The organism is Mesorhizobium sp. M4A.F.Ca.ET.020.02.1.1, assembly GCF_004022645.1.
Taxonomy (GTDB): domain Bacteria; phylum Pseudomonadota; class Alphaproteobacteria; order Rhizobiales; family Rhizobiaceae; genus Mesorhizobium.
In genome coordinates this window covers 1-12,687 of record NZ_RZOI01000096.1, presented here as the reverse complement: position 1 = coordinate 12,687, position 12,687 = coordinate 1, and the positions used below count along the sequence as shown (strand labels likewise).

Sequence of the window (12,687 nt, the reverse complement as noted above, 5' to 3'; positions counted from 1 at the left end):
CCATCTTTGAGCGCGCCGGCAAGATCATTTTCAAACGCGCATTCACCGATGGCGCCTTTGCCATCGATGCAACGTTGGCGCCGACTGGGGACGTGGCGGACATGGCAGCGTGATGGCCCGCAAGCATCAACACCCCGACACGCGCACCGCTGCCAGCATCGAGCGCACCATGCGCTCGCGCTGATTTCAAAAGGAATTTCAAAATATGCTTATGTTGAACAGGTTTACCGGCTTCGGCGTGCGTCGTGCATCTGGCGGCGGCGGCGGGAGCGATCCATACTTCGCCAATGTCGTTCTTCTGCTCGGCTTCGAAGGCTCTGACGGCTCGACCACGCTGACCGATGAGAGCACCGCTACCAACAAGGGTTCGGGGACCGCGAATGGCAATGCGCAAATCGATACCGCGCAGGCCAAGTTCGGCTCGGCTTCTGGTCTCTTTGATGGGGCGGGGGACTACTGGACCTTCGCCGATCATGCCGACTGGAACCTGTCCGGCGAGTTCACCATCGAACTGTTCGTCAGGCGGGCCGCCACGGGTTCGAACACCTACATTCTGGGCCAGGGCGATGGCCTGGGATCGATGGCCTGGTATCTCAATTCCACCTGGAGCGCCGGCGACAACGGATCTCTTGTGTTCGGCTATTCAATAAACGGCGGCCTCGGCGGCAACCTCATGGTAACCACGGGAACCATCCCTGCAGGCACGGCAACGCTGAATGCCTGGCATTATATCGCCGTCACCCGGAATGCGTCGGGCAAAGTGCGCATCTGGTTCGACGGCACTCTTCTTGTCGGCAATACGCCGTCGAACCTGACGACGTTCAACTCGTCGGACACGCTTGGCATCGGGCGAGCCGTCAGCACCGCTATCTGGAACGGCTGGATGGACGAGATCAGGATCACCAAGGGCGTCTGCCGCTATGATACCGATAGCTCTATCACGCCGCCGACTGCGGCGTTTCCGCGATCGTAAAAAGGAGCCGGCGCGACGCGTAATGGTCAGGGTTCAGTTGAACTTGCCTTCGTAGCCAGGAAATCGCTCGGCTGATTGCCCTTCGCCCTCCATGAGCTGGGGCGCGAGGGCGCTTAGTCAAGCAGTTCGCGGCCGCGAGGCTGGGTCCCCCCTCGTCAAAGGCATACCTTGCGGCCCGCCTAGACAAGGCGCATTGTAACGGGGCTCCGGCACTTCCTCGATGTCGGTGCATGGCCCGGCCTGCAGAATCCTGTGTCACCTCGATTTAAGCAGACCGGGCTATCGCTTTTTGACCGGAAAGCCTGGTCAATTTTGTTGCTCACCCATCTTCTTCGCCTCGCGCTCAAGCGTTTCGCGGTCATTGCCGTGTTTGGCAATCAATTCGCGGACCTCTGGGATCGTGAGTTGGAACTTGCTCGCAAGATAGCCAACTTCATATTCCTCGTCTCCCGACACCCGGTCGCGGTCTCGAAAATCGGTCTTGCTCTTGTCGTCTGCCATGGCTGTTCCTCCTAGTTGAAAGAGAACAGCAACCGTGCCGGAATGTTCCGAGGGCCTTCAGCAAACGCTAACGGAACTGAAACGGCCATGCGATATTGAATCAAATTCGAATGTTGCGTTGGAGTTCGTATGCGTAACGCCGACGAGCGGCTGAAGTTCATCAAGCCGTTGGAGCCAGTGCAAGTCGAGACGCCGCCTGTGAGCGACGACTGGCTCCATGAAATCAAGTTCGACGGCTTCCGGACACAGGTGATACTCGACTGGGCCGGCGCCCGCGCTTTCTCCAGAAACGGCCACGACTGGTCGAAGCGGTATTGGCCGATCGTCGCCGCGGCGGAGAAGCTTCCGGCGAAGTCCTTCATCCTCGATGGCGAGATGATCGCGCCCGAACCCGATGGCAGGCCTAACTTTCATAGGATGCACTCGCGGATGACGTGGAACGCCGAACAGCTTGCTTTCGTCGCGTTCGATATCCTGCACCTCGACGGCCAGGATCTCCGTCCTCTGCCCGCGATCGAGCGCAAGGCGAAGCTTTGGGATCTGGTGAAGCCGGCGAAGGGGATCATTCAATACAGCGAGCACGTCGAGGGCGGTGGCACTGCCTTCTTCGAAGCCGTTGAGAGGATGGGCCTCGAAGGCATGGTCTCGAAGCGAAGGGAAAGTCCCTACAAGAGCGGCAAGATCGATGCCTGGGTGAAGACAAAATGCTGGGAGCTTGGCGAATTCGAGTTGCTGGGCATCAGGCGCGAGCCCGGCAAGGCGCCACAGGGCATCATGGCACGCGGCGGGAAATATGCCGGCTCGGCCACGGTCGCACTCACCATGGAGATGCGGGAGCGTCTATGGCTACGAGTGCGCAAAGGGCGTTCGCCACCGCCAGGACTGCCGAAAGCCATTTCAAAGGCGGAATGGCTCGAGCCCGGCATCACTGCCCGTGTCAGGTATTTGCGCGGCGAACCGAAGCTACGCCATGCCACGGTGGAGGATGTCCGGGAAGAGTAGCCGGGCTGGCCTCGGCCACTCCATATGCTAAATTCCCACGATGGACCAACGAACCATTGATAGAGCGCTCGACTTGCTCAAGCAGTATCGCGACATCCTTGTGATGAGCCACGCGCCAATAGGGCCTGATGGCGTTCCTGAGATACGCACGCCAGCACAGGCGGCTGATCCGATGGAAATAGCCGCACTGGAAGATATCGTCTCGCTCGATGCGGTCATCAAAGAGATGTCGACGGCGGCTTCGTCAAGCGGATCCTAATATATTCGAATTGTCGGCAAATAATTCGGAACCGAATTGCCGCGTCGCTCTTATAGGACACAGTGGCAAACCCCTTCACTCTCCGGGGTCCCATCCACAAGCAGGAGCGGCCCGTCGCCGTGTGGAAGATGACGACGGGCCTGCCCTACGTCGCGAAGCGATCGATCTAAGGTTGTGTAGCCGCTATATGGCACCATCAAAGCCCGTCGCTTATCCTCCCAGCGACGGGCTTTCCCTTGCCTAAATAGATCGATCCTTCCTCTTTGATCGCGCCAGCATGCAGCGGGCCAGAGGCATGCGCCAGAACGCGCCGGCGCTTCGGCGCTGTAGGACAGCGAAAACGGCTGTACGCTCGGGTGAGGCTCTTGGAACCTAATGCCCGACTTTGACTTATGTCGGCCATGAGCACCCGTGGGACTGACTTTTTGTACAAATGGATAGTCGCCAACGTTCCCGAGACGGTGGGTGCCGATATCATCTCGGTTGCCGAGTTGACCCAAAAGCTGTTCGCCGACGCCAAGTCGGTAGGCATCAACAGCACTGAGATTGAGGAAGACACCGGCAGCGTCTATGAGGTCATCCTCGACGCAATCGTCCATCACGACGCCGGTATTGCAGATTGATGAGATAGCAGAACATGCCACCCAACAAACGAACATACCGTCTACAGATCATGCTCAATGCCGAGGAGTTGGCCGTGCTGGATGCCTGGCGGTTTGAGAGAAGAATGCCGACTCGATCTGACGCCGTTCGGGAGTTGTTTCGTCGTGGCCTCACCGCGGCGGATGACGGTGCAGAGTCGGGAGGAGGGCGTTCGGCAGACTTTAGGGTGCTGCCCACTCGGAACTAGCGTGCGCTGGTACGAGGTATTGGCTAGATGACCCAAGGCTGTCCTATATCGACCCGATGGCGAAAGGCTGGACGTTTCAATCCCTAATCGATGCGAAGATGACGGTGACGGCCTTCTGTCACCACGCGCCGTGCAATCACAGCCAGAAGCTCGATCTCGCCAAGCTCCGCGATCGGTTCGGTCCGGATGCTCCCGCGATGGCGGACGACATCATTCCAAAGCTGAAGTGTGCCAAGTGCGGCGGCAGGAAGGTGGGGACGATCTATACCCCAGACACCAGCCCGCGCAGCAGATAGCCGGTCAGCGCTGCACTTATCCAGCCAGCGCCAGCCCTGTAGCAACGCCTAAGCCTATCGCGAGACCCATCACCAAGCTTTCCACCAGGCGGACCACCAACGCAGCGTAGCGTCCGCGCACGGGGCGCTGCGTTAGGATCCGAGCGAGTTCATTGAAAGTGTGTTCCATGGCTTTTCTCGCGCAAGTGACTATAAATGGATTCCACAGAACGGCTTTGGAGTCCAGCGGAGAAGTGCTTAGGCGAAAGCGCCTACCTTGTACTTGACAGTTTAGGCGGTTTCGCATATTTCGCCAAATAACACCCAAAAATAATCTGTGAATACCCTTTGACAACGCTGCGAATCTCGGCCATTTTAATTGGCAAGGGTTAGGGGTTTTCCTGCACACAATCGAACGGCAGCACGCCAAGTCATTGGCCGGGGTGGCATAGCTATGTCCAGGGCCGAAGCCTAAACGCTTGCCGCGATCTCCAGGTCGCTCTCGCCCCCGGCTTTTTCCGGAGGCCCAATCCGGTGACTGGCTCGAGAGGCCAAAACCTGGAGTGATCGAAATGAACGCTCATGCAACTGTCACTGAACAGCCGACCGAAACCTGGCGCTTCGAGTTGGGCGCCATGATCACGCACCGCGACGGGCCTATGCCCTCGCTGGTGCTCTACCGCACTCGCGCCAGCAATGGACTCGAAATCTACGGAGTGCGCTCGCTGGCGTTCGAAGATCCGAACCGCGACAGGATGATGCTCGGCGAGGCCCTTGTGCCGATCGATGATCAGGCTTGGAACGTCTGCCTACTGGCCGGCACGCCGTTGGATACGAGAATCGCGCGGCCATTGCCGCAGTGAAAACCACCGACCGGTTGCCGCGCGAGGCCCGTCTCTGAAAAGAGGCGGGCTTTTTCTCTAAACCATACCGTCCTTCGTGGCCATTACGGCCTCAAACCTAATATGTTAGGCGATATGGTAAGAAAACAAAAAATCAATTAAATCAAGGCGTTAGAAAACAAAAACGCCGCCCAAAGGGCGGCGTTTCGGCATTCTCGGAGGAAACCGGATTACTTGATCTTGGTTTCCTTGAACTCGACGTGCTTCTTGGCGACCGGATCGTACTTGCGGAACGACAGCTTGTCCGTCTTGGTGCGGCTGTTCTTGCTGGTCACGTAGAAGAAACCGGTGTCGGCGGTCGACAGAAGCTTGATCTTGATGTTTGCGGCTTTGGCCATGATGTTCGTCCGTTAATGTTCGTGGAGTTTTGGCCGCTGGAGCACGGGGAAAACACCCGGACGCGGGAAACTTGGCGCGACACATAAAGAACGCGCCCGGAAAGTCAAGCCCGGACGGGCTGCGGCGACGCTCGATGCGCCTTGCCGCCGGCAAGGGGAACCAGCCGGCGGCTGCAAGGTTGGCGGTCAAGCGTCTTCCCTGACCGGCGGGGCGGCCTTCTTCCAATCGCCCGTCGTGTTCCACCAGCGGTTGGGATTGGCGCGGTCGTCAAGGCCCTTCGAACGGCTGGCAAGCAGCGGCTGGATGCGGATCACCGGCTCCTCGTAGCTGTGCGCCTGGTAGATCGCCTCGACGACGCGGGCGGCCAGGGCCTGGTCGTCCGGCAATTCGAACGACACCTCGACCGTGCCCGGCCGCTGTCGCAGCAGCGTCTCGGCGCCGGCCGCTGCACCCTCGAGCGGCCGGTAGCGCTCGACGCCGTCGGCCGACTGGAAGGCGTTGCTGTCGTAGCTGCCCATGCCGAGCGGCGTAATGGCGACCACGGCGTCCATGATGCGGTCGACATCGGCTGATGGCGCCTGGAAGCTGACGAGCAGCAACAACTGCATCCGCACGGATTTGGTTTCGAAGCCACTGTCGATCATAAGACGTCTCCCTGCTTGAGGAGGGTCGTATAGCAGGGGTGCTCCTGACACGGTGATGTCAGCAGCGTGATGTGATTCTACAGGACCTTGCGGATCAGCCGGACGCCGACCAGCGCGATATAGGCGGCGAAGAACAGGCCGAGCGACCAGCCGAAGCCGGAGGGGCCGAAAATATCCATGCCGACACCGATCGCCTGCGGGCCAAGCACCATGCCGACGCCGTAACAGAGCACGAAAGCGGCATTGGCCGAGGCAAGCTCATGGCCCGACAATTGCGAGCCGAGATGGGCAAGGCCGATCGTGTAGAGGGCGGCGACCACGCCGCCCCAGACGAACAGAAGGGCGGCCATCAAATGCCAGTTGCTGGCGAAATGCGGCATGAAGATCGTGACGGCAAGCCCGACGGCGGCGCAGGCCAGCAGCAGATGACGGCGATCGGAAACGCGATCGCTGATCATGCCGATCGGAATCTGCAGCAGCACGTTGCCAAGGCCGATCATGGTGAGCAGCAGGGCAGCGTCCGCCTCGGAATAGCCGATGCGGTTGCCATAGACGGGGAACAGCGCAAAACCGCCCGTCTCGACGGCGCCGAACACCAGCACCGCGAAGGTCGCGGTCGGCACCAGCCAGATGTAGCGGAGAAAGTGGCTGGTCTCGCTGTCGGCGACGATCGTCGGGCTCTCGTCGCGCGCCGCCAGCACCGGAATGGCGGCCAGCGTCACCAGGCCTATGGTCACGCCGAAGGGCAGGAAGCCGGCACTGCCGAGATGGGCAAACAGCCATGGCCCGGCGGCGAAGCCGAGCGACAGCACGGTCGCGTAGATGCCGAGCACCAGGCCCCGCCGGTGCGGCGGCGCCGACGTGCTGATCCAGAACTCGGACAGGATGAACAGCACCGTCAACGAGATATGCAGCACGACGCGGAGCGGAAACCACATCCAGAAATCCGGCGCGAAATGGAAGCCGACGAAGGCAAGCGCGCCGGCGGCAATCATCAGCAGCATCGTCCAGGCGACACCGAGGCGCATGGCGAGCGGGGTGGCGAGCGGCGCTCCGGCGATCGAGGCAAGGCCGGCGACGGCGGTGTTGAGGCCGATCATCGAGGCCGAATGACCACGCGTTTCCAGGATGACGCTGAGCAGCGGCATACCGAGGCCGATGGCGATGCCGACGACGCTGATCGAGGAGATGGCAGCGATCATCGGTAGCCAGTGTACGCGTTCCTCGCCCTGTTGTTGGGTATCGACCGTCATGGGATGCCTGAATAGCCTAGAGGATTTCGCGGGTGAAGCGGTTGCGGACACGCCGGTAGAGAGGCACCGAGCCGCCCGGATGCAGCAGCGGATCATCGGTGAGCCGCTTTGCCAGCTCGTCCAGGATCATCCCGGTGATGTCGGGGATATCGGCCTGCCTGGCCTTGGCGAGCGGCAGCCAGACCAGTTCCTCCAGCTCGTTGGTCGGGCCGCCATCAGCCAGTTCAACCGCGACGTCGCCGCGCCAGGCGCTGAAGAAGCGCGTGTCGAAGCGACGCACCCGGTTCGGCGGCGTGATCGCGCGGGCGATGAAGCGCAGCGCATCCAGCGAGGGTACGACGCCATGTTCGGCAAAGCCCTGCCAGTCGCGCCTGGTGGTGGTGAAGGCGCCTTTGCGGCCGATGAGCAGGCCGGCTTCCTCATAGGTCTCGCGAATCGCCGAAAGCGCGATGGCACGGGCGCGGGCCACGCTGGTGCGGCCGAGGCCAGCGGTCAGGTTCGCTTCTTCCTGGGGGTGGAGGGCTGCGGCGACAGCAATGCGGCTGTCGGCCGGATCGGTGCGGCCGCCCGGAAAGACGAACTTGCCGGGCATAAAGGCGTGGCCGGCATGGCGGCGGCCCATCAGCACCAGGACCTCGTCGCCCTTGCGGTCGAGCAGGATCAATGTCGCGGCATCGCGCGGACGCAACGGCTTTGCGGCAGGCGCGGCAACGCTCGGCTCAAGCTTGTCGACATTCGCTTTGGTCATTCCGTCCCCGAGCTGATGCATGTCGCCCAAACGCCGTGTCTGTCTTGGGGATGATGACATGCATGAAAGCAAAGATCTGAAGCGCGTCGCGTGATCCCGTTCATATGCGAGGCGCTTTAGCGGAAACTTCCCGCATGCGAAAGTGGCGTTCAGCCGTCGCCGATTGCGCCAGCCGCGGCTTCAAGCCTCGGGATGGTGCTCGATGACGTCTTCTTCGCCGCCGAAGCCGTGCATATAGAGGGCCCATTGCAGGCCGATGACGGCGCCCTTGACCGGCTGTAGCAGCACGACCGCCAGAAGGATGGTCAGCGGCACCCAGATGAGGATGTGCTGCCAGGTGGAGAGCGTGGAGGTCGCCTCGACGCCCATGAAGGCGCCAAGCACGATATGGCCGACGATGACAACCACCAGATAGGCAGGCAGGTCGTCGGCGCGGTGATGGTAAAGTTCTTCGCCGCAATGATCACATCTGTCGACGGTCTTGACATAGGCGCGGAACAGCTTGCCCTCGCCGCAATGCGGGCAGCGGCCGAGCAGGCCCCGCTTCATCGCCGTCCACAGCGGGCGGGCGGTCCGGCCCGAATGGTGCTCGCCGCCGAAAACCTGGTCTTCCATCTGCAATTGCCTTGCCATCACCGTCTCCTGCCGCGCGGGCCCGAGCGCGATTGCGACGCGCGGGCGCGGCCCTTGGCTTTGTGGAACGACCGCTTGGAGCCGGGCAGCGGCTTCGGGTCGGTCAGCATTTCGAAACGCATCGCGCCGGCCATAGGCGCCACCTCGATCAGGCGAACCTCGACGCGGTCGGCAAGCTGATAGCCCTTGCCGGTGCGTTCTCCGAAAAGCGATCGGGCAGTTTCGTCGTATATATAGTAATCGCCGTCCAGACTTGACACCGGGATGAAACCATCCGCGCCGAACTGCGGCAATTGGACAAATAGTCCCGCTTTGGTGACGCCGGAGATGCGCGCGTCGAAACGCTCGTCGATGCGCTCGGCGAGATAGGCGGCGACCAGCCGGTCGACCGTGTCGCGCTCCGCCGCCATGGCGCGGCGCTCGGTGGCGGAGATCAGCGCCGAGACCTCCTCCAGACGCTCGGCTTCCTGCTGGGTGAGACCGCCCGGGCCGAGGTTCAGCGCGGCGATCAACCCGCGATGCACGATAAGGTCGGCATAGCGGCGGATCGGCGAGGTGAAATGCGCGTAGCGTTTCAAATTGAGGCCGAAATGGCCGATGTTCTTCGGCGAATACTCGGCCTGGCTCTGTGAACGCAGCACCACTTCGTTGACCAGCGCCTCATTGTCGGCGCCGCGCACGCGCTCGAGGATGCCGTTGAACTGGTTCGGCCGCATCTGCGCGCCGCGCGCCAGCGACAGGCCGAGCGTCTGCAGAAATTCGCGCAGCGATTCCTGCTTGGCGAGTGAAGGCGCGTCGTGGATGCGGTAGACCAGAGACTCCTTCTTCGCCTCCAGCGTTTCGGCGGCCGCGACATTGGCCTGGATCATGAACTCCTCGATCAGCTTGTGGGCATCGAGTCGATCCGGCACGACGACGCGGTCGACCGTGCCGTCCTCTTTGAGCAGGATCTTGCGCTCGGGCAGGTCGAGCTCGAGCGGCTGGCGGCCGTCACGGCCGCGCTTCAGCACCGCATAGGCATCCCATAGCGGCTTCAGCACCGTCGCGAGAATCGGCCCGGTCTTGTCGTCCGGCATGCCGTCTATGGCCGCCTGCGCCTGCGTATAGGCGAGCTTGGCCGCCGACTTCATCATGATCCGGTGGAAGGAGTGGCGAAGCTTGCGACCGTCGGCGGAGAAGGTCATGCGCACGGCGAGCCCCGGCCGGTCCTGGCCTTCGCGCAGCGAACAGAGGTCGTTGGAGATGCGCTCCGGCAGCATCGGCACGACGCGATCCGGGAAATAGACCGAATTGCCGCGCTTCAGAGCCTCGCGATCGAGCGCGCTGCCGTAGCGGACGTAGGCCGCGACATCGGCGATCGCCACCGTGACCAGCACGCCGCCGGGGTTCTTCTCGTCCGGGTCAGGCGTCGCGAACACCGCGTCGTCATGGTCCTTGGCGTCGGCCGGATCGATGGTGATCAGCGGCAGGTCGCGCCAGTCCTCGCGGCCGGCAAGCGTCGCGGGCTTCACCGCCTCGGCTTCGGCGAAGACGTCGGCCGGGAAGATGTGCGGGATGTCATGCGCGTGGATGGCGATCATCGAGACCGCCTTCTCGCTGGTCAGCGAGCCCAGAACGTTGAGCACCTTGGCCCTCGGCAGCCCGTAGCGGGAGGCGCGCGCGGGCTCGACCTCCACCAGGTCGCCGTTCCTGGCGCCGTTCTGGAATTCCTTGTCGACGATCAGTTCGGGCTGGCGCCGCTCCACCGGTTCGATGCGGAACGTGCCGTCCTTCAGAACGCGAAAGACGCCGAGCACGGCATCGCTGCGCCTCTCGAAGATCTTCATCACCCGCCCGGTGTAGGCAGGGCCGGATGGATCGTCGGTCGGGAAGGTCTTGGCGAGCACCCGGTCGCCTATGCCCGGCGTGGGGCCGCTGCTTCCGCGCGAAACGCGGATGGAGATGACCGGCGGCGAGCCGGCGCCGCTATACTCGCTCGGGTGCGCCAGGAGCACGCCATCGCTGTCGCGGCCAAATATGTCGAGCACGGAGACATGGGGCAGGGCGCCGGAGCGGGCGAGCCGCTTGCGTTCCCTGGTCAGCAGGCCCTCGTCCTGCAGGTCGCGCAACAGATCCTTCAGCCAGATGCGGTCCTCGCCGCGCAGCGCGAACGCCTTGGCGATTTCGCGCTTGCCGGAACGGTCCGGGTTCTCGGCGATGTAGCGCAGGATTTCGTCGCGCGACGGACGGTAGTCGTCCCGGACCTTGGCCCTCGTGTCGGCGGTGCGCGGATCGCCGTGGCTTCGTCCGGAGATCCTGCGCGCCACGCCTGCTATCCCTTTTTCGCCGCCTTGCGGAACGGCTTCTTGCCGCCACCGCCCTTGGCCTCTTTTTCGGCGATCAGCGCCAGCGCGTCCTCGACCGTCACCGACTGTGGATCCTTGCCCTTGGGCAGCGTCGCATTGACCTTGCCGTAGTTGACATAGGGCCCGTATTTGCCGTCGCGCACGACGATCTTGCCGCCGCCGTCGGGGTGGTCGCCGAGGTCCTTGATCGCCGCGGGCGTGGCGCCATTGCGGCCGCCCTTGCCCTTCAGCTGCTTCTCCGCGATCACCGACACGGCACGGTTGAGGCCGATCGAGAACACGTCCTCGATGCTGTCGAGATTGGCATAGGTGCCGTCGTGCAGCACGAATGGGCCGTAGCGTCCGAGGCCAGCCGAAATCATCTTGCCGGATTCCGGGTGCTTGCCGACGTCGCGCGGCAGCGCCAGCAGCGCCAGCGCCTTCTCATGGTCGATCTGCTCGGCCGTCCAGCCCTTGGGCAGGCTGGAGCGCTTGGCCTCCTTGCCTTCTCCGCGCTGGATATAGGGGCCGAAGCGGCCGCTGCGCAGCGTGATTTCCTCGGCTGTGTAGGGGTCCTTGCCGAGCAGCCTTGTACCATCCTCGCCATTGCCGTTCTCGCCATTGGGATTGGCGGCGTCGCCGAGCTGGCGAGTGAAGGAGCATTCGGGATAGTTCGAGCAGCCGACAAAGGCGCCGAACTTGCCAAGCTTCAGCGACAGGTTGCCGGTGCCGCATTTCGGGCAGATGCGCGGATTTGAGCCGTCCTCCCGCGCAGGAAACACCAGCGGCGCCAGTTCGTCGTTGAGCGCATCGAGCACGTCGGTGACGCGGAGTTCCTTGATGTCGTCGACTGCGCCGGAAAAATCCTTCCAGAAATCGCGCAGCACGTCCTTCCAGGCGAGCTTGCCGTCGGAAATCTCGTCGAGCTTTTCCTCAAGCGAAGCGGTGAAATCATATTCGACATAGCGCTCGAAGAAGCTTTCGAGGAAGGCCGACAGCAGACGGCCCTTGGCCTGCGGCACCAGCTTGCGGCGGTCGATGGTGACGTAGTCGCGATCTTCCAGCGTCTTCAGGATCGCCGTATAGGTCGACGGGCGGCCAATGCCGAGCTCTTCCAGCTTCTTGATCAGCGATGCTTCGGAATAGCGCGGCGGCGGCTCGGTGGTGTGCTGGGTGGCGTTGATCGCCTGGCGGGCGAGCTGCTCGCCGGCGCGGATCTCGGGCAGGCGGCGGCTTTCCTCGTCCTCCGCATCCTCGTCCTTCTGGTCGGTATAGGCGGCGATGAAGCCGTCGAAGCGAATGACCGAACCGACGGCGCGAAGCTCGGCGGTGCGGGCGCCGTTGACCGCCTCGATCTCGACCGTGGTGCGCTCGATCTCGGCCGGCTGCATCTGGCTGGCGATGGCGCGCTTCCAGATCAGTTCGTACAGCCGGGCCTGGTCGGCATCGAGATATTGCCGCACAGATGCCGGCGTGCGCTTGAAATCGGTTGGGCGGATCGCTTCGTGCGCTTCTTGGGCATTCTTGGCCTTGGTCGTGTAGAAGCGCGGCTTTTCCGGCAGGTATTTCTGACCGAATTCGCTGACGATGGCATCGCGGGCGGCGTCGATCGCCTCCGGCGCCATCTGCACGCCGTCGGTTCGCATATAGGTGATCAGGCCGGCGGTCTCGCCGCCGATGTCCATGCCCTCATAGAGCCGCTGCGCGACCTGCATGGTGCGGGTGGCCGAAAAGCCGAGGCCCGATGATGCGGCCTGCTGCAGCGTCGAGGTAGTGAAGGGCGGGCCCGGATTGCGCTTGGTGGGCTTGGCTTCGACCGACAGCGCCTTGAAGCTTGCCCCTTCCAGCATCGCCTTGATGTCGTCGGCCTGCGCCTTGTTGGCGATGTCGAGTTTTTGCAGCTTCTTGCCGGCAAAGGCGGTCAGCCGCGCCTCGAAACTGTCGTTGCGCGGCGTGTTGAGGATGGCCGCGATCTGCCAGTATT

14 protein-coding genes are annotated in these 12,687 nt (G+C 62.6%); 6 read left to right on the top strand and 8 right to left on the bottom strand.

Features of this window, described 5'->3' with window-relative positions; all coding sequences use genetic code 11:
* Positions 1 to 205 precede the first annotated feature (205 nt).
* Positions 206 to 973 (top strand): LamG-like jellyroll fold domain-containing protein, encoded by a 768-nt coding sequence (locus EN742_RS09410; RefSeq protein WP_128332721.1) that lies wholly within the window; start codon positions 206 to 208, stop codon positions 971 to 973.
* A 306-nt stretch (positions 974 to 1,279) separates the two neighbouring features.
* On the opposite strand, the gene EN742_RS09405 is transcribed toward EN742_RS09410, so the two are convergent.
* The gene (locus EN742_RS09405; protein ID WP_128332720.1) at positions 1,280 to 1,474 is read right to left on the bottom strand and encodes a DUF3606 domain-containing protein; all 195 of its coding nucleotides are present in this window, start codon (positions 1,472 to 1,474) and stop codon (positions 1,280 to 1,282) included.
* A gap of 129 nt (positions 1,475 to 1,603) precedes the next feature.
* Between EN742_RS09405 and EN742_RS09400 the strand changes: the two genes are divergently transcribed.
* The 5 genes from EN742_RS09400 to EN742_RS09375 all read left to right on the top strand — a co-directional run bounded on the left by EN742_RS09400 (position 1,604) and on the right by EN742_RS09375 (position 4,723).
* Positions 1,604 to 2,476 carry an RNA ligase family protein gene (locus tag EN742_RS09400; protein ID WP_189375250.1) on the top strand — a complete coding sequence of 291 codons (873 nt, stop codon included), beginning with the start codon at positions 1,604 to 1,606 and terminating at the stop codon, positions 2,474 to 2,476.
* Positions 2,477 to 2,549: 73 nt separating this feature from the next.
* A complete protein-coding gene (locus EN742_RS09395) occupies positions 2,550 to 2,735 on the top strand; it encodes a hypothetical protein (RefSeq protein WP_128332719.1) in 186 nt (61 codons plus the stop codon).
* A 401-nt stretch (positions 2,736 to 3,136) separates the two neighbouring features.
* A complete protein-coding gene (locus tag EN742_RS09390; RefSeq protein WP_128332722.1) occupies positions 3,137 to 3,358 on the top strand; it encodes a DUF768 domain-containing protein in 222 nt (73 codons plus the stop codon).
* A 325-nt stretch (positions 3,359 to 3,683) separates the two neighbouring features.
* A complete protein-coding gene (locus EN742_RS09380) occupies positions 3,684 to 3,881 on the top strand; it encodes a hypothetical protein (RefSeq protein ID WP_245492280.1) in 198 nt (65 codons plus the stop codon).
* A gap of 542 nt (positions 3,882 to 4,423) precedes the next feature.
* Positions 4,424 to 4,723, top strand: a complete 300-nt coding sequence (locus tag EN742_RS09375) for a hypothetical protein (RefSeq protein WP_128332716.1) — start codon at positions 4,424 to 4,426, stop codon at positions 4,721 to 4,723.
* Between the two features lie 209 nt (positions 4,724 to 4,932).
* Here the strand turns inward: EN742_RS09375 and rpmG are convergent, their stop codons facing one another.
* The 7 genes from rpmG to topA form a co-directional block, all read right to left on the bottom strand.
* Entirely contained in the window at positions 4,933 to 5,100 is a 168-nt protein-coding gene (gene rpmG / locus EN742_RS09370) for a 50S ribosomal protein L33 (RefSeq protein ID WP_006201775.1), read from the bottom strand.
* 186 nt (positions 5,101 to 5,286) lie between these two features.
* The gene (locus tag EN742_RS09365) at positions 5,287 to 5,745 is read right to left on the bottom strand and encodes a hypothetical protein (RefSeq protein ID WP_126054298.1); all 459 of its coding nucleotides are present in this window, start codon (positions 5,743 to 5,745) and stop codon (positions 5,287 to 5,289) included.
* A gap of 77 nt (positions 5,746 to 5,822) precedes the next feature.
* Positions 5,823 to 6,998 carry an MFS transporter gene (locus EN742_RS09360; protein WP_128332715.1) on the bottom strand — a complete coding sequence of 392 codons (1,176 nt, stop codon included), beginning with the start codon at positions 6,996 to 6,998 and terminating at the stop codon, positions 5,823 to 5,825.
* A 16-nt stretch (positions 6,999 to 7,014) separates the two neighbouring features.
* On the bottom strand, positions 7,015 to 7,746 hold the full coding sequence (locus tag EN742_RS09355; protein ID WP_245455455.1) for an NUDIX hydrolase: 732 nt from the start codon (positions 7,744 to 7,746) through the stop codon (positions 7,015 to 7,017).
* A gap of 180 nt (positions 7,747 to 7,926) precedes the next feature.
* Positions 7,927 to 8,379: a DUF983 domain-containing protein gene (locus EN742_RS09350; protein ID WP_126054301.1), complete on the bottom strand. Its 453-nt coding sequence runs from the start codon at positions 8,377 to 8,379 to the stop codon at positions 7,927 to 7,929.
* A complete protein-coding gene (gene rnr, locus EN742_RS09345) occupies positions 8,379 to 10,685 on the bottom strand; it encodes a ribonuclease R (RefSeq protein WP_128332714.1) in 2,307 nt (768 codons plus the stop codon). The genes EN742_RS09350 and rnr overlap by 1 nt, the downstream gene beginning before the upstream one ends.
* Positions 10,686 to 10,690: 5 nt before the next feature.
* The coding region (topA, locus tag EN742_RS09340; protein WP_128332713.1) for a type I DNA topoisomerase at positions 10,691 to 12,687 on the bottom strand (1,997 nt) is incomplete at its 5' end.